The sequence below is a fragment of the Companilactobacillus paralimentarius DSM 13238 = JCM 10415 genome (genome assembly GCF_001434985.1).
Classification (GTDB): domain Bacteria; phylum Bacillota; class Bacilli; order Lactobacillales; family Lactobacillaceae; genus Companilactobacillus; species Companilactobacillus paralimentarius.
Genome location: NZ_AZES01000017.1, coordinates 26,279 through 43,698, shown reverse-complemented (window position 1 = coordinate 43,698; position 17,420 = coordinate 26,279). Strand labels below are relative to the sequence as shown.

The window sequence follows — 17,420 nt, the reverse complement described above, 5'->3', positions numbered from 1 at the left end:
ACTTGGATTCAATTTATTTTGTCCAAGTGGCTAACTTGTTATTGAAATTTTCGAATAATTTATTTTCGAAATAAACTGTTATTAACAAAACTATTATCAAAGCGGGAAAAATCAATTTACCTCTCATTAGCTTAAACTGTCAGTTGATCTTTCAGTTTGGCTAAACTCTTCTCACCAATCCCTGAAACATTAATTAAATCATGTAGTGTCTTGAATTGACCATGTTCTTCACGATAAGCAATGACTTTTTCGGCTTTTTTAGGACCTATACCTGTCACATCTTTAAAATCATCAACTGTCGCCGTATTAATATTCACTATTTTTTTGTTTTGAGTATCGTTTGATGAATTTGTACTGGTAGGAGTTACTTTCTCACCTTTAATTGGAATATAAACCTGCATCTGATCAACTACTCTTTTGGCTTGGTTGATTTGTTTCAGATCTGCGTTGGCAGTAAACCCACCAGCTGTCTGTATCACTTCTTGTATGATTGCTTTATCCTTTACATGGTAAACGCCAGGCTTTTGGACGGCACCTTGTACATCAACAACTATCATCTATGGTTCTTTTGCTTTCGAATCAGTTTTACTCTTTTTAGTTTCATCTTTTTGAGTTGTTAATTCTTGCTTAGGCTCTAACGTACTAGTAGGCGTTACCTTGTGGAAAAGGAAAAAATATCCTCCTAGTACTACAATTACGATACCCGTCAATAAAACAATTTTTTTATTTCGAACGTATTGATAAACTTCTTCCATTTCAATCACCTCAAATTAAATTACGAAAAAAAACAGCCCTTATTTGGACTGTTTTGTTTTTTCAAGATAATTAATTGCATCATTTAAGTTCTTTACGGGTACAATTTTCATCTTCGTATGAATTTTTTTAGCGGCACGTTTGGCTAAATTGTAATTGTTAACGTAACCTGGTTCATATTTTTTAATTTCTTTTGTTACAGGATCATCCGGAGCAAAGAAAATTGTTGCGCCCATTTCGGAAGCTGCATAGACCTTCTTCTCAATTCCTCCGATAGGACCAACTGTTCCATCTGGGGCAATAGTTCCTGTTCCCGCAATAGTACGACCAGCTTTCAAATCTTTATTACTGATTTGTGAGTATACTTGCAAAGTAAACATTAAACCTGCCGAAGGTCCACCAATACTGCCCGCATCAATTTTTGTTGGAGGATTACCCTTAGCCTGTGTGTTATCAGTCAAAGTAATACCTAAACCGTATCGTTTAGTATCTGCTAGTTTAACAAGTTTACCTGAAGCTGACTTCTTTTTACCATCACGTACGAAATTAATTTTGACAGTAGATTTTTTATTCTGCTTCTTAACATAATTGATAAACTGAGCCGAGTTCTTAAAGTGGTAGTTATTGATGGATGTGATCGTATCACCAACTTGCAATTTATTCTTAAAAGCAGAGTTATCCATGATATCCATAATATAGACACCTAAATACTTCTTAGTAAATGGCTTTCCCGCCTTGGAATAAGCTGCTTGAATCGCGTTATTAGTTGCTGATTTCATATAGTACTGTTGAACTTGAAAATATTGTTGGCTATTTTCATTTCCCATCAATTCTTCTTGTGAGTAAATAGTTTCAAAATCATTTCCCAATGACTTAAGCAATGTAAATGGCGTCCCACTTACAATTCCAACTGTCGTTAATAGCAAGTTACCCTTTTTCTTATCTTGCTTACCATTGACCTTTACAAATTGAGAAGTATCTTCGGCACTACCTGGAACTTCTAAATAATAACCTGTTGGTGTAAAGAAGAATGCCATGACAACAATAAAAATAAATATAGCACCAAAGATTTTATTTCTAGTTTTGTTAAATCTCAAAATAGTTTATTCCTTCCTCAATTTCTTTATCAATTCTAAAGCGACTGCTTGAGGTACAAATTCCGATATATCGCCACCAAACCTGGCCACTTCTTTCATCATTGATGATGATATCGTAGCATATTGATCATTTGCTAGCAGGAATATCGTTTCAATATTCTTATCTAAAACTTTATTAATTGAGGCTACGCCTGACTCATAACCAAAATCATCCGGATTACGCATCGATCGAACCATGAAACCGGCCCCTAATTGACGAGCCAAATTAGTTGAAAGTTCCGATTTACCATCTACGACAGAAACATTACTTAGATCCTCGATTTCAGCTTCAATGAAGGCTTTCTTTTCCTGATAAGAAAATAAATATTTTTTTGATGTATTAGTCATAGGTGCTACGTACAATTTATCAAACAACTTGGAGGCACGACGGATTATATCCAAATGACCATTAGTAATGGGATCAAAACTACCTGCATAGAGTCCAACTCTTTGTGACATACTTATCCTCCAAACTGATACAATGCAACTTTGGTATCTTTATAGTTCTTTTCTTTGAGTAAATCTATTTTGCCAAAATTAGCGAGGTCAATATCATAATCTGTTTCATCAACAATAATGGCGCCAGGGTTTAATAAATCCCCTTCTACCATATCTTCTATGATCTGCTCTGTGATCTTCATACGATAAGGTGGATCCAAAAATACCAAATCAAATTTTACTTGATCATTTTTAAATTTAGTTAAAGCTTCAGTTGCCGCAGTTTTCATAACCACAAAACTTTCATTGGCACGAGTCTTATCAACGTTCTCTTTGATTGTATTAATAGCTTTATAAGCTTTATCAACTAAGTAAGCTGTTTTATAACCACGCGATACAGCCTCGATACCTAAACTACCAGTTCCTGCAAACAGATCTAGGGCCACACCATCATCAACTAGATATGGCGTTAACATGCTAAAAACCGCTTCCTTAACTTTAGCTGATGTAGGGCGAGTATTATTGCTAGGAACTGCCTTTAAATTCAATCCACGAAACTTTCCTGATACAACTTTCATTAATTTTCCTCTTGCTTACTTTCAGAAGTTTTTAAAACATAATGTTCATCTAATTCTTTACGATGAGCCAATGAAACTCTTTTTACGTAATTCTTGGAATTCAATTCTTTTCTAACTTCTGCAACTCGATTAGAGTTTACGTACATCATTACATATTTCATTTTAGGGGAAGTGTAGTAGATTGTACCGTAACGTTGCAATTTCTTCCGCCATTTGAGTGAATAGACCCAAACATACAAAGCTTGGCGCTCCACTTTTTTAAACATAAGATCACCTTGTTCTTTCAAATTTATTCGTAGCATCCAGATTAAGCACGATTCCTAAAGCAATCGACAATATCAGCATACTGGACCCACCATAACTGATGAACGGTAAAGTAACACCTGTTAGAGGAATCATACCGAGTAATCCTCCCACGTTAAGTATTACTTGCGTCAACATCATTGTTGCCACTCCATAACAAACTAAAGCATTATAATTTTTCTTAGCACGGACACCAATAAGGATGATCCGTAATATAATCAACGCTAAAAGTGATAACACAACGATATCACCTACTAAACCCAATTCTTCACTGATAACAGCTAGAATAAAATCGGTATGTGGTTCTGGTAAATAGCCACGTTTTTGAATCCCATTACCTAAACCAACACCAAAAACACCACCATTACTAATTGCATAAAAGGAATTAACCAACTGTGCACCAGCGTGCTGCTCCAATTTAAAGGGATGTTGCATCGCAAGAATACGTTGGTATTGATAATGACTAGTAATAATTGAAGGAGCCAATTTAAAAATGCCATAGATTGATAAGCCTAAAAAAGCACCTAAGCCCACACTCAATCTAACAATATATTTACCGGGAATCGTTGAAGCACCCAAAAGAACCCACGTAATTAGCGAAATAACGATAGCTCCACCAAAGTCAGGTTGAATCAAAAGTAAAATAACAATTATTGCTACCACTAAAATTGGAGGTAATACTTCAAAACCTATTTCTTTCCAATTTTGATACGACAACAATCGTTCTTGTTTACTAGTTAGTACAAAAGATAAATACAAGATCAGAACCAACTTAGCTAATTCCAATGGTTGATAATTAAATGGTCCAATAGGAATCCACGCTACCGCACCATTAACACGTAAACTGGGAAACAATTTACCTAAAATTGGTAACGCTGCTAAGGACAGTACTGTAAAGAGCAACGCATACTTAATAAAATGACGATTTTTAAAAATCTTAGCTTTAAGGATAAAATTGAAATAACATAAGAATAATCCCAGTATTGCAAAAATGGCCTGTTTAACTAAGTATTGCGTGGTGCTTCCGCCAGAAACCAGTGAATTGTAAAAACTGGCTGAATAAACCATAACGATTCCAATACCTAGTAAGATGATATATGGAATAACAATCCATAAGTCAATTTTTTTTAATTTTTTCACATCTTAGCTCCTAAAATCTAATAATAAGATTATACCACCAAATAATACCAGAAAAAAACTGTCCTACCTTGTCTTTTTGGCATAAAAAAAGAAGCTAAGGAAATTCATCCTTAGCTTCACAGATAATCTATTTATTTAGACATTTTCTTTGTTTTGTCAAACTTCTTACGTTCGTTTGTGTTTAAGATCTTCTTACGTAATCTAACACTCTTAGGTGTTACTTCACAAAGTTCGTCTTCATTTAAGAATTCGATTGATTGTTCAAGTGACATTGCCTTTGGAGTCTTGATAGCAGCAGCATGATCTTTACCTGAAGCACGAGTATTTGTAAGGTTTTTACCTTTAGTAACAGTAACAGCGATATCTTGATCACGACTACTTTCACCAACGATCATACCTTCATATACATCAACACCAGCACCGATGAACAATGTACCACGATCTTCAACAGATTGTAGTGAATAGGTAGTTGATGGACCTTGGTTGATTGAAACCAAAGCACCAGTTCTTCTACCTGGGTTCCAATTTCTAACAACTGGCTTGTATTCTGAGAATGTATGGTTCAAAATACCATAACCACCAGTCATTGATAAGAACTCTGTTGAATATCCAATCAAACCACGTGAAGGTGCTGAGAAAATAAGTCTTGTTTGACCATTTCCAGTACTTTCCATGTTTTGCATATCACCCTTACGTTGTGACATTGAGTCGATAACTGAACCAACGTATTCGTCAGGAGTATCAATAGTTACTTCCTCAAAAGGTTCACACTTTTGATTATCAACTGTCTTGTAAATAACTTCTGGACGTGATAGTTGTAATTCGAAACCTTCACGACGCATTTCTTCAACAAGGATTGACAAGTGAAGTTCACCACGACCTGAAACTAGCCATGAACCAGCTTGGTCTGTGTTTTCAACTTTAAGAGAAACATCAGTATGTAATTGTCTTCTTAAACGATCTTCGATCTTTCTAGCAGTGACTTCTGTACCTTCACGACCAGCGAAAGGTGAGTTGTTTTGCAAGAATGTCATTTGTAGTGTTGGTTCATCAATACGTAGCAATGGAAGTGCTTCTTGATGGTCAACTGGTGTAACAGTTTCACCAACATAGATGTCTTCCATACCAGAAACAGCAATTAAATCTCCGGCTTTAGCTTCATTGATTTCAACACGGTTCAAGCCCATGAAACCAAATAGTTTTGTAACACGGAAGTTCTTTGTAGAACCGTCAAGCTTCATAACAGTAACACTGTCACCAACCTTGATCTTTCCACGGAAGATACGTCCGATACCGATACGACCAACGTAATCGTTGTAGTCTAGTAAGGCAACTTGGAATTGTAGAGGTTCATCTGAGTTGTCAACTGGTGCAGGGATTGTCTTCAAAATAGTATCAAAGATAGGGTTCATTGTGTGTTCTTGGTCAGCAGGATCATCTGAATAACTTGATGTTCCGTTAATAGCTGAAGCATAAACAACTGGGAAATCAAGTTGTGAGTCATCAGCACCTAATTCGATAAATAATTCAAGAACTTCGTCAACTACTTCAGCAGGACGAGCACCTGGTCTATCAATTTTGTTGATAACAACAATTGGTGTTAAGTGTTGTTCCAAAGCCTTCTTCAACACAAAACGTGTTTGTGGCATTGTACCTTCATAAGCATCAACAACCAAAAGTACACCATCAACCATCTTCATAATACGTTCAACTTCACCACCGAAGTCCGCGTGTCCTGGTGTATCCAAAATATTGATCTTCTTGCCATCGTAATCAACAGCAGTATTCTTAGAAAGGATTGTGATTCCACGTTCTCTTTCAATAGCATTTGAATCAAGGGCACGATCTTGAATTTCATAATGTGATCCTAGTGTGTCTGATTGTTTTAACATTTCGTTAACTAATGTAGTTTTACCGTGGTCAACGTGAGCGATGATCGCAATGTTTCTAATATCTTCTCTTCTCTTAGTCAAATTAGTTCTTCCTTCCATAAATACGTGTTTAAATTACTAGCAATAAAAAAACTGTGAAACTTCTCACAGTTCACTAACGCGTTTTGACTGTCGTCAGTGCTTCAGAAACAACTTTCTGAGTACCAACTATTACGACTTGTGATTTTAGCATATTTATTGGTGCATCGTCAATACTTACCACACTCATACCTGCAGCTTCACATAAGACACGCCCGGCAGCCAAGTCCCATGGTGCTAAGTATGACATATACATGACTTCTTTTCCAGTCAAGAGATGACCAAAAATAATTCCTGCACTTCCATAAACCCTGAAACCACTACTTTTCTTAATGACATCCTGAACATTAAATTTATTAGCCAAAGCCATCGGTGCCGAAACATCGACTAAACCTTCAACCAAAGGTAAATTTCTTGGAATATCTATTCTCTCATCATTAATGAACAAGCCAATTTCTTTACCGCCGTGGTAAATGTTATTACCCATAACATCTATAATAGCACCAATTAATGGTTTACCATCAATGTAAGCGCCAATCATTGATGCAAAATCGTCTCCACGTTTAACAAAATTCATTGTACCGTCGATTGGATCAACAAAAAATACCAATCCTGACATGTCTGTTACTAAGTCACCATAGCCCTCTTCACTAACAATCGTAGCCTCAGAAAAAGCTCTTTTTAGTTCGGAATTAACATAACGTTCAGTTTTTTTATCAAAATTTGTCACTAAATCATTTCGATTCTTTTTTGTATCAACTGATTTCTTTTTTAGAGCATCATCTCTCAAACTCTTACCCACATTTTGTAAAAGTTCTACTAGAAATTTATCTATTTCCCTACTGTCTACTGTCATTGTGAATCCTTACTTTCTCGCCTTTTTTTGCTGTACGACACTTTTTAAACACTTGATAGATAGAATAGCCCGATTCAAACTCAAATTCTTTGTCTAATTTCTTTTGCTCCATTTTCATTGGAACCACTTGTTGGAATGAGCGATATTTTTGCAAAAAATCATCGCTTTTTATACTTGATTCGTAGGCTTTTTCAACCGCATTATATAAAGCAATCACTTTAACAATTTCATCTTGTGACCATGTCTCATCAAGAGGATAACTGTAATTATGCATTGATAGCTCCCTTCATTTTTACTCTACTATACAAAAAAAGCGATACAATTGCATCGCTTTTTTACGGAAATAATTAATTTAGTATACGAAAAATCCTCTTTTCGGTTTCTAAACGTTCTTCCCTTTTCTCTATTAAATGTGTGTTGGATAGCCAATTAAAATATCGGCAGCTTCTTGAATAGGTTCACCCAAAGTTGGATGTGGATGAATTGTGAGCGCAATATCCTCAGCATTAAGTTGACAGTTAACAGCTACACTTAATTCAGAAATCAAATCACTAGCTCCTGGTCCAACGATTTGACCACCTAGTAAAGTACCTGTGTCTTTTTGAGCAATCAATTTAACGAATCCTTCAGCAGCATCAAGTGAGACAGCACGTGCATTTCCGGCGAATGGGAATTTGGCCACTTTGACATCAATTCCTTTATCCTTAGCATCTTTTTCTGTCAAACCTACACTAGCTAGTTCAGGATCGGTGAAACAAACCGCAGGAACACCAATATAGTCGTTAGCTGTATGTTTACCTGAAATTGCTCCAGCAGCTGTCTTAGCCTCAAAGAAGGCTTTGTGGGCCAAAGCTGGTCCTGGTGTAATATCACCAATTGCATAAATATTATCGACGGAAGTTTTACCTTGTTCGTCTACTTCAACTAAACCTTTTTCAGTCAATTTAACATTAGTCATTTCAAGTCCAAAATTATCAGTATTTGGACGACGACCAACGGTTACCATACAATAATCAGCACTGATTGTTGTTGGCTTGCCATCGACTTCATAAGTTACTTCAACACTATCACCCTTGTTTTCACTCTTCTTGGCCATAGCGTTTGTAATAATTGTAACGCCCTTCTTTTCAAGATTCTTTTTAACGATTGAAACCATATCTTTTTCAAAGTTAGGAATAATGTTAGGTGAACCTTCAAGGATGGTTACATGTGAACCCAAATCAGCATATGCTCCGGCTAATTCTGTTCCGACATAGCCACCACCAATAATGACGAATTCCTTTGGAACTTCTTTCAAATTAAGTCCGCCGGTTGAATCGATGACACGATCATCAAACTTAAATCCTCTAATTTCGATAGGACGACTACCAGTTGCTAAAATTAAGTGCTTGAACTTGATGGTTTGTCCACCACCATTGTCCATGAACTGTCTAGGACCACTTGGCATAACTCTCAATTGTGTATCGCTATCTAAATAAGCTTCACCATTGATTAATTCAACATGATGTTTCTTCAAAAGCATTTGCACACCGCCAGTCATTCTGGCAACGACTTTTTCATCTTTCCAAGCTTGAGTTTTAGTAAAATCAATTGTGGCATCACTAGTGGTAATTCCATAAGTTGATGAATCTTTGGCTTGTTGTAGTCTGTGTCCAGCTGTAATTAAAGCCTTTGATGGAACACAACCAACATTTAAACAAACACCACCAACAGTATCTGATTTTTCAATAATAGTAACATCTTGTCCTAATTCTGAAGCTCTGATTGCTGCAACGTAACCACCAGGGCCGGAACCAATAATAACGGTATCTTTTTCTATTACGTTTTCTGCCATGTTAACTAGCCCTCCATTAATAACATATCTGGATCATGCAACAATTTCTTCAAAAGATTCAAAGCATTTTGTGCTAAAGCACCGTCAATCAATCTGTGATCGTAACTCAATGATAACTTCAACATGTTACCTACTTGAATGTTGCCATCCTCATCAACATAAGGTTCTTTAGCAATTTTACCAACACCAAGAATTGCTACTTCTGGATAATTAATAACTGGTGTGAACCAGCCACCACCAATAGAACCGACATTACTAATTGTAATTGAACCACCTGACATCTTATCCATGCTCAATTTGTTGTCATAAGCAGCTTGTGAATTTTCAGTGATTTCTTTAGCAATTTCAAACATACCCTTAGAATCAACGTTCTTAACATTTGGAACATAAAGTCCATGTTCTGTGTTAGTTGCAATACCAACATTGTAATAATGTTTGTAAACAATCTCTTCAGTAGAGTCGTCAATTGAAGCATTCAATTCTGGATATTCTTTCATTACGGCAACCAAAGCTTTTACGATATAAGGTAAAAATGTTAAATGAATGCCCTTATCAGCGGCAATTGCTTTATATTTCTTACGGTTGGCCATCAAAGCGCTTACTTCAACGTCATCAAAACTAGTTACGTGTGGAGCTGTGTGTTTACTATTGAGCATTGCTTTAGCAATAGCTTTTCTAGTCATAGACATCTTCTCACGTGTTTCGAGTTCTGGAGTAGCCGACTTGTATGGTGTAATTGTATTTGTTGATGCTGGTGCTGCCGGTGCTGCAGATTGAGTAGCTGCTTGTGGTGCAGCACTACCATCGAATGAATCTACATCAGCTTTAGTAATCTGTCCGTGCTTGCCACTAGGTGTGACCTTTGCCAAATCTACACCTTTGTCACGAGCATACTGGCGGACTGAAGGCATTGCCAAATAGTGAGCATCAGCTGATCCAGTAGCTGGACCGGCAGTAGCTTCTTCTTTAGATGCACTTTCAGTTGTTTTATCAGAATCGGACTTTTCAGCTTCTTTATCATCTTTAGCTGGTTGGTCATCGTCACCTGTATCAGGAGAACCATCGTCAATCACAATCAAAGTGTCACCGATCTCAACTGTATCTCCCTCTTGAGCAACGATTTGTTTAACAGTACCAGCAACTGGTGAAGGTAGTTCTTCAACAGATTTGTCGTTTTGAATTTCTACTAAGGAGTCATCTTCTTTAACTGTGTCTCCTTCTTTTACTAGCCAGCTGGCGATTTCACCTTCGGCCATCCCTTCACCTAATTCAGGTAATTTAAATTTGTAAGCCATAGTTGGATTCCCTTCCTTCGATTAATTAGTAGTTGAGAATTTCATTTACTTTTTCTTCAATTTCTTTTGCACGTGGAATCCAAATGTCTTCACCTAAAGCAAATGGATATACACTATTTGGAGCTGCAACTCTACCAATTGGTGCATCAAGAGAAAGAACCGCATCTTCGGCAATAGCTGAGGCAACTTGTGCACCCACACCAGCTATTTTTTGTGCTTCTTGAACGATAACTACTTTATGAGTCTTTTCGATTGACTTAAAAATTGTGTCGGTATCAATTGGTGAAACTGTTCTAAGATCAATAACTTCAACAGAGATATTCTTCTTTGCCAAATCATCAGCAACTTTCAAAGCTTCATTTACTTCAGCACCGTAAGCTACGATAGTGATGTCATTACCCTCACGAGCAACATTAGCCTTATCCAAAGGAACTGTATACTTGCCATCAGGAATATCATCTTTCATTGAACGATATAATTTCAAATTTTCCATAAATAGTACAGGATCGTTATTTTCAACTGATGAAATCAATAATCCCTTAGCATCATATGGATTACTTGGCATAACAACACGTAATCCTGGAGTACTTGCAAAAATATTTTCCAAGTTATCAGCATGCATTTCAGCTGTATGGGTACCACCACCATAAGGTGTACGAATTGTTACGGGTGCTGTCTTTAATCCGTCAAAACGGAAACGCATTCTAGCTTCTTGACCAATAATTTGATCAACAGCTTCAAGTGAAAAGCCCATAAATTGGATTTCAGGAATTGGACGCCAACCAGTTAAGCCTAATCCAGTTGCTAATCCTAAGATTCCTGATTCAGCTAAAGGTGTATCGAAGACACGATTTTCACCGTATTTCTCTTGAAGCCCTTGAGTCGTTCTGAAAACACCACCGTTTTTACCAACGTCTTCACCAAAGATCAAAGTTTTTGGATCATCTTCAAGAACAATGTCTAAGGCGTCTGTAATTGCTTGAATGTAAGTTTTCTTAGCCATTTTTACTTCGACTCCTTTGCTTCAAATTTAGCGATTTCTTTCTTCATTTCTGGAGTTGGAATTTCAAAGGTACGTTTCAACATATCTGAAACCTTATCCTCGGGAACTGCATCAGCTTCCTTAATTGCTTCCTTGAATGAAGCTTTATATTCATCAACTAACTTATCTTCTTGTTCTTCAGACCATAGACCCTTGTCTTCAAGAACTTTTCTTAAACGAATTAATGGATCTTTATCAAACCATGGTTGTTCTTCAGCCTTAGTTCTGTAACGTTTAGGGTCATCACCAGCACTTGAGTGAGCACCGAAACGATATGTTAAGGTTTCAATCATTACAGGACCATTCCCAGCTGTAATATATTCACGAGCAGCTTTAGCTACAGCATAACAAGCTAAGATATCCATACCATCAACTTGAATACTTGGAATACCAGCAGCAACAGCCTTTTGAGCTAGTGTTGGGGCAGATGTTTGTTTTGCACGTGGTGTTGAAATGGCAAAACCGTTATTTTGAACAATGAATAGAGCAGGTACTTTAAAAGCACCAGCAAAATTCATTCCTTCGTAACTATCACCTTGGGAAGTACCACCATCACCAGTATAAGTAAATGCGATAGCATCCTCGCCGTTCTTCTTTAGACCCATAGCTACACCGGCTGCCTCATCATATGCGGCACCAATGATAATTTGTGGCATCATAGAACGAGCCTCAAACTTGTTACCAGCAACATGTCCACGTGACCACAAGTATGCTTGAGTTACTGTTGCACCATGTTGAATTAATTGAGGCACATCACGATAAGCTGGAAGAAGATAATCATTCTTCTTCATTGCCAAAACAGTTCCCATCTCAGAAGCTTCCTCACCTTCAGTCGGTGCATAGAAACCCATCCGACCTTGGCGAGAGAAGTTCATTGTCTGTTCATGCAATGCACGCTCCCATACCATCTTTTTCATAAACTCAACTAAATCATCATCTGAAAATGAATCAAAGACTTCTTGATCTGTTATCTCAGCTTTTTCATTCAATACTTGAATGGGTTTTGAAACATTTGATAAATTATTTTTAAGTGCTTCAAAATCAACAATTGGTTTATTTGCCATTCTCCACAGTCCTTTCATAAAAACTTATCCCTTGTGAATTCTGTAAGGGCTTTCATATAAATTTAGTCTAACATTGATTGCTCAAAAAACAAGTAGTTTGGGCATCCTTTGAATATAAAATATTTTATAATAGTTTGTGAAAGTGGTCACTATTTTCCTAAATCTATCTCATTTTCTGAAGCTCCAGTCTTTAATTCTGAAACCATAGCATTTAATGAAACAGTGGCCATATTTTTAACCGCCTTAGTTGTATAAAATGCGATATGGGGTGTCAGAATAAATCTTGGACTTTTAATTACCTTATCTAGTACTTCATCAGAAAATTCTTGATCACTTAAATCAGAATTGAAGACGCCAACTTCTTTTTCATAAACATCCAAAACAGCCCCATAAAGCTTACCTGATGCTACAGCATCATATAGATCCTTTGTATTGATCAAGTCACCACGTGCTGTATTAATAACGATAGCGTTATCTTTCATTTCAGAAATCGACTTACTATTAATTAAAGTATTACCTTTACCAAGACTTGGAATATGTAGAGTTACCACATCAGATTCCTTTAATAGAGTATCGAGATCATCGACATACAATCCTTCTTTTTCCAATTCTGGATTGTGAAATTTATCATATGCTATAACTTTTGCTCCAAATCCTTGATAAATTTTTATAGCTGCACGGCCAATTCTTCCGGTACCAGCGACACCCACTGTAAGTTGATTTAGCTCACGGCCGATATCCGGAGCCCATTGAAAATCATGTTGGTCCACTTTTCTGATCATATGTTTTAGATTTCTTAACAAGGCCATTAGACCGGTAACTGAGTATTCTGCAATAGCCTCTGGTGAATAACTAGGTACATTAGTTAAACGAATCTGATTCTTCTTAAGAGCTGCAAATGGAACATTATCAACACCGACATTTCGGAGTGAAAGAACATGAATTCCATATTCATTCATCGTATCGAAAATTTTCTCATCATATGGCAATTGTTGATAAGCAACAATTCCGTCGTAACCCTTTGCTAGCTGAACGGTCTCAGGCGTTAGTAAATCGGAAACGATTTTTACTTCTATATTACTCTCTTTAGACCATTCCTCGATATATTTCTTTTCATCTTCTCTGACACCAAAGTCAATTAATTTCATATAAAACCTCCAGTAGCAATATTTATGCATTATCGTGTAATCGATAACATATAAGAATATTTTATCATGTACCCCCTTCTCAAAACAAAGATAGTACATTCGAAATCGCTTTCTAAAAATTCTCAGACATGTTTTTTATCAAATCCTTCTATTTTTGTCGAAAAATAATCTATAATAGATATACTGAAGTATTTTTATACAATTAAACATTTGGAGGAAACTATGTATTTTATGAAAGATATCGTCCGTGATGGCGATCCTGTTTTAAGAAAAGTTGCAGCAGATGTTAAATTCCCATTAAGCGATGAAGATAAAGCTTTGGCTGCTAATATGATGGAATATCTTGTTAAGAGTCAAGATGAAGAATACGCTGAAAAACACCAACTACGTGCTGGCGTCGGTTTGGCTGCTCCTCAAGTAGGCGTTTCAGAAATGATGGCCGCTGTTTTAGTACCAAACGAAGAAGATCCTGATAAGCCTCTTCTAAAAATCACTTTGATCAATCCTGTTATTGTCAGAAATTCAGTTCAAAAGGCTGCTTTATCTGAAGGTGAAGGCTGTCTCTCAGTTGATAAGGACGTACCTGGATTCGTACCACGTGCTGATCGTATTACTATTAAATATGATGATTTTGAAGGTAATTCTCAGACATTACGTGTCAAAGGTTACCCTGCTATCGTTTGTCAACATGAAATTGATCATTTGAATGGTCATTTATATTATGACAAGATCGATAAGAAGGAACCATTCACTCTCGATCCAAGTACTGTTGTAATTTCTTAATACAGCCTTCAAGTATACTTACTATTTTATATATGGTAGAATTGTGCTATCTATTGATTAACGCACAAATGGACTAGAAAAAACGTCAAATGAAACTGACCTGTTTCATTTAATTCGATTTAAAGGAGAAAATCATATTGATTTATAAAGTTTTATATCAAACAAGCGAACTAGATAACCCCCGTCGTGAATTTACACATTCACTATACATGGATGCTGAATCAAGCATTGCTGTACGTGAAGCAGTTGAAAAGAATACCGACTATAACATTGAATTTATTCAGGAACTCGACGAAAAGCACTTAGAGTACGAAAAAAAGAGTCCTGAGTTTAAATTGACGGAGTTTTAGTTAATGTCATTTAAAGTTAAAAATAATGAAGTTGCCGTTTTTGCCATCGGGGGCCTTGGTGAAATCGGTAAAAATATGTATGGAGTTCAGTATCAAGATGAGCTAATTGTTATTGATGCAGGAATTAAGTTTCCCGAAGATGAACTTCTTGGGATTGACTACGTCATTTCCGATTACAGTTATTTAGTAGAAAACAAGGATAAGATCAAGGGACTATTTATCACTCACGGTCACGAAGACCACATCGGTGGTATTCCTTATCTACTCCAACAGCTTCCAAATATCCCTGTTTACGCCGGTCCATTGGCATGTGCATTGATCAAGGGTAAATTGGAAGAACACGGATTATTAAGAACTACAGAAATGCATGTCTTACATGAGGATGATGTTATCAAATTCCCTAAGACAAGTGTTTCCTTCTTTAGAACTACCCACTCTATCCCTGATACTTTAGGTGTCGCTGTCCATACGCCACAAGGTATTATCGTTGAAACTGGTGATTTCAAATTTGATTTGACTCCAGTTGCTGGCCTACCATCACCCAACCTACAAAAGATGGCTGCTTTAGGACAAAAAGGTGTCTTGTGTTTACTATCAGATAGTACTAATGCTGAAATCCCTACATTTTCAAAATCTGAACGTTCAGTTGGTTTGACAATTCATCAAATATTCGAAACTATCAGTGGCAGAATTATCTTTGCTACCTTTGCTTCTAATATTTATCGTATATCACAAGCTGTCGATGCTGCTATTCAACAGGGACGTAAGATTGCTGTCTTTGGACGAAGCATGGAACAAGCAATCGAAAATGGTCGTGAACTAGGTTATCTTAATATTTCTGACGATATGTTGATTGATCCACATGCTTTGAATCAGACACCTGCAAATGAAACTTTGATTCTTTGTACCGGATCACAAGGTGAACCACTAGCTGCTTTGAGTCGTATTGCTAACGGAACACATAGACAGATCACTATTCAACCTGGGGACACTGTTATCTTTTCAAGTAATCCAATTCCTGGTAATACTATCAGTGTTAATCACTTGATTAATCAATTATCAGAAGCTGGTGCCGAAGTCATTCATGGTAAAGTTAACAACATTCATGCTTCAGGACATGGTGGACAAGAAGAACAAGAATTAATGCTTCGTTTAATGAAGCCTAAGTTCTTCATGCCGATTCACGGTGAATATCGTATGTTGAAGATTCACACTGAACTTGCTGCTCTCTGTGATGTTCCTCAAGATCATTCATTCCTCTTGGAAAATGGTGATGTTCTAGCATTAACTAAAGACAATGCTAGAGTTGCAGGTCACTTCCCCGCTGGCGATGTTTACGTTGATGGCAAGGGTGTCGGTGATATTGGTAATGTTGTTATTCACGATCGTCAAGTTCTTTCAGAAGAAGGAATGGTCGTTGTTGTAGCAACTATTGACTATCAAAAGCACATTGTTCTAGCCGGTCCTGATATCCTTTCTCGTGGCTTCGTTTATATGCGTGAATCAGGTGAATTGATCAACCAAGCACAAAAGCGTGTTTTCCACTTGATCAAGAATGCTTTTGATGATGACGAGAATAAAGTAACAGAAGCTATTCTTAAACGAGTTATTATTGAAGGATTACAAGAATTCCTCTACAAACGTACTGAACGAAATCCTGTTATTCTTCCAATGCTTATTGGAACTTCAATCTAAATTCAATTTTAAAGTAGATCACTTGATCTACTTTTTTTATTTAAAGGGTTACAAAATGGAAAAAACTGAAAGAATCGAAATAATTTTAAACCATCACGCTGGAAGTGGACGTGCTCAAAAAGCTTGCAACAAAGTTACAAGTTTTCTAAAACAAATAGATATTCCATACGAAATTCACTTAACTAAATGTAACGGTGATGGTCAAAGAATTGCTAAGCAATTAGCCAATCTCCATCAAGCTAATAAAATTGTCGTCATCGGTGGCGATGGTACTTTAAATCAAGCCGTTAACGGTATTAAGTCTTCTAACTATCCAGACACCGCCTTAGGCTATATTCCCGGTGGTTCTGGTAATGACTTTTGTCGTGGTATTAAATTAAAGACCAAAGATCCAGTCATTTTAATGCAAGCTATCCTTTCCTTGAAAGAACCACGGATGATTGACGTTGGGAAAGCTACTAGCAAAGACTTTTCTCATTATTTTATTAATAATATTGGAATCGGTTTTGACGCTAGTACCGTCTATTACACCAATCATTCAGAAAGAAAAGAATTTCTCAATAATTTAGGCTTAGGAACACTCTCCTACTTTACCAACCTGCTAAAAGTACTTAAACGTCAGAAAGCCTTCGGATTAGATGTCAATTACCAACAACATCAAAAACACTTCGATTCTGCTTACGTCGTTGTTGCAACCAACCATCCCTATTTTGGTGGTGGCTTTGCTATTGATCCTACCGCATCTCCTTTTAACCATCATTTAAATTTGGTAGTGGTTAAGAAGATCAGTACACCTAAACTTGTTAAATTATTGACCAGATTGTTAACAAATGGATCACACTTACAAGATAAAAATGTTTGGCATATTGAAGCTGAACAGTTCGAATTAAAAAATTACACCGAACAACATGGCCAAATGGATGGCGAAGAATTAAATCAACATGAATTTGATTTTAATTTCGAAACTAGTCGACACCCGTTCTGGTTACCTATAAAAAATAACGCTTAATGTGACTTCTCAATCACACTAGGCGT

General features: G+C 36.6%; 19 protein-coding genes. 4 read left to right on the top strand and 15 right to left on the bottom strand.

Annotation, left to right across the window (positions count from 1 at the left end):
- Positions 1 to 131 precede the first annotated feature (131 nt).
- The 15 genes from FD33_RS01705 to FD33_RS01635 form a co-directional block, all read right to left on the bottom strand.
- On the bottom strand, positions 132 to 557 hold the full coding sequence (locus FD33_RS01705; RefSeq protein ID WP_051564114.1) for a helix-hairpin-helix domain-containing protein: 426 nt from the start codon (positions 555 to 557) through the stop codon (positions 132 to 134).
- On the bottom strand, positions 558 to 755 hold the full coding sequence (locus FD33_RS01700) for a hypothetical protein (RefSeq protein WP_051564116.1): 198 nt from the start codon (positions 753 to 755) through the stop codon (positions 558 to 560).
- A 39-nt stretch (positions 756 to 794) separates the two neighbouring features.
- Positions 795 to 1,850 carry a SepM family pheromone-processing serine protease gene (locus tag FD33_RS01695; protein WP_034543883.1) on the bottom strand — a complete coding sequence of 352 codons (1,056 nt, stop codon included), beginning with the start codon at positions 1,848 to 1,850 and terminating at the stop codon, positions 795 to 797.
- 6 nt (positions 1,851 to 1,856) lie between these two features.
- On the bottom strand, positions 1,857 to 2,348 hold the full coding sequence (gene coaD, locus FD33_RS01690; RefSeq protein ID WP_025084711.1) for a pantetheine-phosphate adenylyltransferase: 492 nt from the start codon (positions 2,346 to 2,348) through the stop codon (positions 1,857 to 1,859).
- Positions 2,349 to 2,350: 2 nt separating this feature from the next.
- Positions 2,351 to 2,905 carry a 16S rRNA (guanine(966)-N(2))-methyltransferase RsmD gene (rsmD, locus tag FD33_RS01685; protein ID WP_025084712.1) on the bottom strand — a complete coding sequence of 185 codons (555 nt, stop codon included), beginning with the start codon at positions 2,903 to 2,905 and terminating at the stop codon, positions 2,351 to 2,353.
- Entirely contained in the window at positions 2,905 to 3,171 is a 267-nt protein-coding gene (locus FD33_RS01680; RefSeq protein WP_025084713.1) for a DUF2129 domain-containing protein, read from the bottom strand. Before FD33_RS01680 ends, rsmD begins: the two co-directional genes overlap by 1 nt.
- A 4-nt stretch (positions 3,172 to 3,175) precedes the next feature.
- Entirely contained in the window at positions 3,176 to 4,348 is a 1,173-nt protein-coding gene (locus FD33_RS01675) for an FtsW/RodA/SpoVE family cell cycle protein (protein ID WP_025084714.1), read from the bottom strand.
- 131 nt (positions 4,349 to 4,479) lie between these two features.
- Positions 4,480 to 6,339 carry a translational GTPase TypA gene (typA, locus tag FD33_RS01670; protein ID WP_034543886.1) on the bottom strand — a complete coding sequence of 620 codons (1,860 nt, stop codon included), beginning with the start codon at positions 6,337 to 6,339 and terminating at the stop codon, positions 4,480 to 4,482.
- A 55-nt stretch (positions 6,340 to 6,394) separates the two neighbouring features.
- Complete coding sequence (locus FD33_RS01665; RefSeq protein WP_056955700.1) at positions 6,395 to 7,174, bottom strand: inositol monophosphatase family protein; 780 nt, start codon at positions 7,172 to 7,174, stop codon at positions 6,395 to 6,397.
- Positions 7,158 to 7,448, bottom strand: a complete 291-nt coding sequence (locus tag FD33_RS01660) for a UPF0223 family protein (RefSeq protein WP_025084716.1) — start codon at positions 7,446 to 7,448, stop codon at positions 7,158 to 7,160. The genes FD33_RS01665 and FD33_RS01660 overlap by 17 nt, the downstream gene beginning before the upstream one ends.
- Positions 7,449 to 7,580: 132 nt before the next feature.
- On the bottom strand, positions 7,581 to 9,008 hold the full coding sequence (gene lpdA / locus FD33_RS01655) for a dihydrolipoyl dehydrogenase (RefSeq protein ID WP_025084717.1): 1,428 nt from the start codon (positions 9,006 to 9,008) through the stop codon (positions 7,581 to 7,583).
- Positions 9,009 to 9,013: 5 nt separating this feature from the next.
- A complete protein-coding gene (locus FD33_RS01650) occupies positions 9,014 to 10,303 on the bottom strand; it encodes a 2-oxo acid dehydrogenase subunit E2 (RefSeq protein ID WP_056955699.1) in 1,290 nt (429 codons plus the stop codon).
- Between the two features lie 25 nt (positions 10,304 to 10,328).
- Positions 10,329 to 11,306 carry an alpha-ketoacid dehydrogenase subunit beta gene (locus FD33_RS01645; RefSeq protein ID WP_056955698.1) on the bottom strand — a complete coding sequence of 326 codons (978 nt, stop codon included), beginning with the start codon at positions 11,304 to 11,306 and terminating at the stop codon, positions 10,329 to 10,331.
- A 2-nt stretch (positions 11,307 to 11,308) separates the two neighbouring features.
- Positions 11,309 to 12,409, bottom strand: a complete 1,101-nt coding sequence (pdhA, locus tag FD33_RS01640) for a pyruvate dehydrogenase (acetyl-transferring) E1 component subunit alpha (protein ID WP_025084718.1) — start codon at positions 12,407 to 12,409, stop codon at positions 11,309 to 11,311.
- Between the two features lie 149 nt (positions 12,410 to 12,558).
- On the bottom strand, positions 12,559 to 13,557 hold the full coding sequence (locus tag FD33_RS01635; protein ID WP_025084719.1) for a D-2-hydroxyacid dehydrogenase: 999 nt from the start codon (positions 13,555 to 13,557) through the stop codon (positions 12,559 to 12,561).
- Between the two features lie 222 nt (positions 13,558 to 13,779).
- Here FD33_RS01635 and def point away from each other — a divergent pair, with 222 nt between their 5' ends.
- From def to FD33_RS01615, 4 genes are all read left to right on the top strand, one after another.
- Entirely contained in the window at positions 13,780 to 14,340 is a 561-nt protein-coding gene (gene def / locus FD33_RS01630) for a peptide deformylase (RefSeq protein ID WP_025084720.1), read from the top strand.
- 137 nt (positions 14,341 to 14,477) lie between these two features.
- The gene (locus tag FD33_RS01625) at positions 14,478 to 14,690 is read left to right on the top strand and encodes a DNA-directed RNA polymerase subunit epsilon (protein WP_025084721.1); all 213 of its coding nucleotides are present in this window, start codon (positions 14,478 to 14,480) and stop codon (positions 14,688 to 14,690) included.
- 3 nt (positions 14,691 to 14,693) lie between these two features.
- Entirely contained in the window at positions 14,694 to 16,385 is a 1,692-nt protein-coding gene (rnjA, locus tag FD33_RS01620; RefSeq protein WP_025084722.1) for a ribonuclease J1, read from the top strand.
- Positions 16,386 to 16,440: 55 nt separating this feature from the next.
- Positions 16,441 to 17,394 carry a diacylglycerol/lipid kinase family protein gene (locus FD33_RS01615; protein ID WP_056955697.1) on the top strand — a complete coding sequence of 318 codons (954 nt, stop codon included), beginning with the start codon at positions 16,441 to 16,443 and terminating at the stop codon, positions 17,392 to 17,394.
- The last annotated feature ends 26 nt before the right edge of the window (positions 17,395 to 17,420 follow it).

Coding starts and splice junctions, on each gene's coding strand:
- rsmD (WP_025084712.1), bottom strand. CDS start 2,905: ATGAAAGTTGTATCAGGAAAGTTTCGTGGATTGAATTTAAAGGCAGTT.
- FD33_RS01660 (WP_025084716.1), bottom strand. CDS start 7,448: ATGCATAATTACAGTTATCCTCTTGATGAGACATGGTCACAAGATGAA.
- FD33_RS01700 (WP_051564116.1), bottom strand. CDS start 755: ATGGAAGAAGTTTATCAATACGTTCGAAATAAAAAAATTGTTTTATTG.
- def (WP_025084720.1), top strand. CDS start 13,780: ATGTATTTTATGAAAGATATCGTCCGTGATGGCGATCCTGTTTTAAGA.
- coaD (WP_025084711.1), bottom strand. CDS start 2,348: ATGTCACAAAGAGTTGGACTCTATGCAGGTAGTTTTGATCCCATTACT.
- FD33_RS01705 (WP_051564114.1), bottom strand. CDS start 557: ATGATAGTTGTTGATGTACAAGGTGCCGTCCAAAAGCCTGGCGTTTAC.
- FD33_RS01635 (WP_025084719.1), bottom strand. CDS start 13,557: ATGAAATTAATTGACTTTGGTGTCAGAGAAGATGAAAAGAAATATATC.
- FD33_RS01680 (WP_025084713.1), bottom strand. CDS start 3,171: ATGTTTAAAAAAGTGGAGCGCCAAGCTTTGTATGTTTGGGTCTATTCA.
- lpdA (WP_025084717.1), bottom strand. CDS start 9,008: ATGGCAGAAAACGTAATAGAAAAAGATACCGTTATTATTGGTTCCGGC.
- FD33_RS01665 (WP_056955700.1), bottom strand. CDS start 7,174: ATGACAGTAGACAGTAGGGAAATAGATAAATTTCTAGTAGAACTTTTA.
- FD33_RS01645 (WP_056955698.1), bottom strand. CDS start 11,306: ATGGCTAAGAAAACTTACATTCAAGCAATTACAGACGCCTTAGACATT.
- FD33_RS01615 (WP_056955697.1), top strand. CDS start 16,441: ATGGAAAAAACTGAAAGAATCGAAATAATTTTAAACCATCACGCTGGA.
- rnjA (WP_025084722.1), top strand. CDS start 14,694: ATGTCATTTAAAGTTAAAAATAATGAAGTTGCCGTTTTTGCCATCGGG.
- typA (WP_034543886.1), bottom strand. CDS start 6,339: ATGGAAGGAAGAACTAATTTGACTAAGAGAAGAGAAGATATTAGAAAC.
- FD33_RS01650 (WP_056955699.1), bottom strand. CDS start 10,303: ATGGCTTACAAATTTAAATTACCTGAATTAGGTGAAGGGATGGCCGAA.
- pdhA (WP_025084718.1), bottom strand. CDS start 12,409: ATGGCAAATAAACCAATTGTTGATTTTGAAGCACTTAAAAATAATTTA.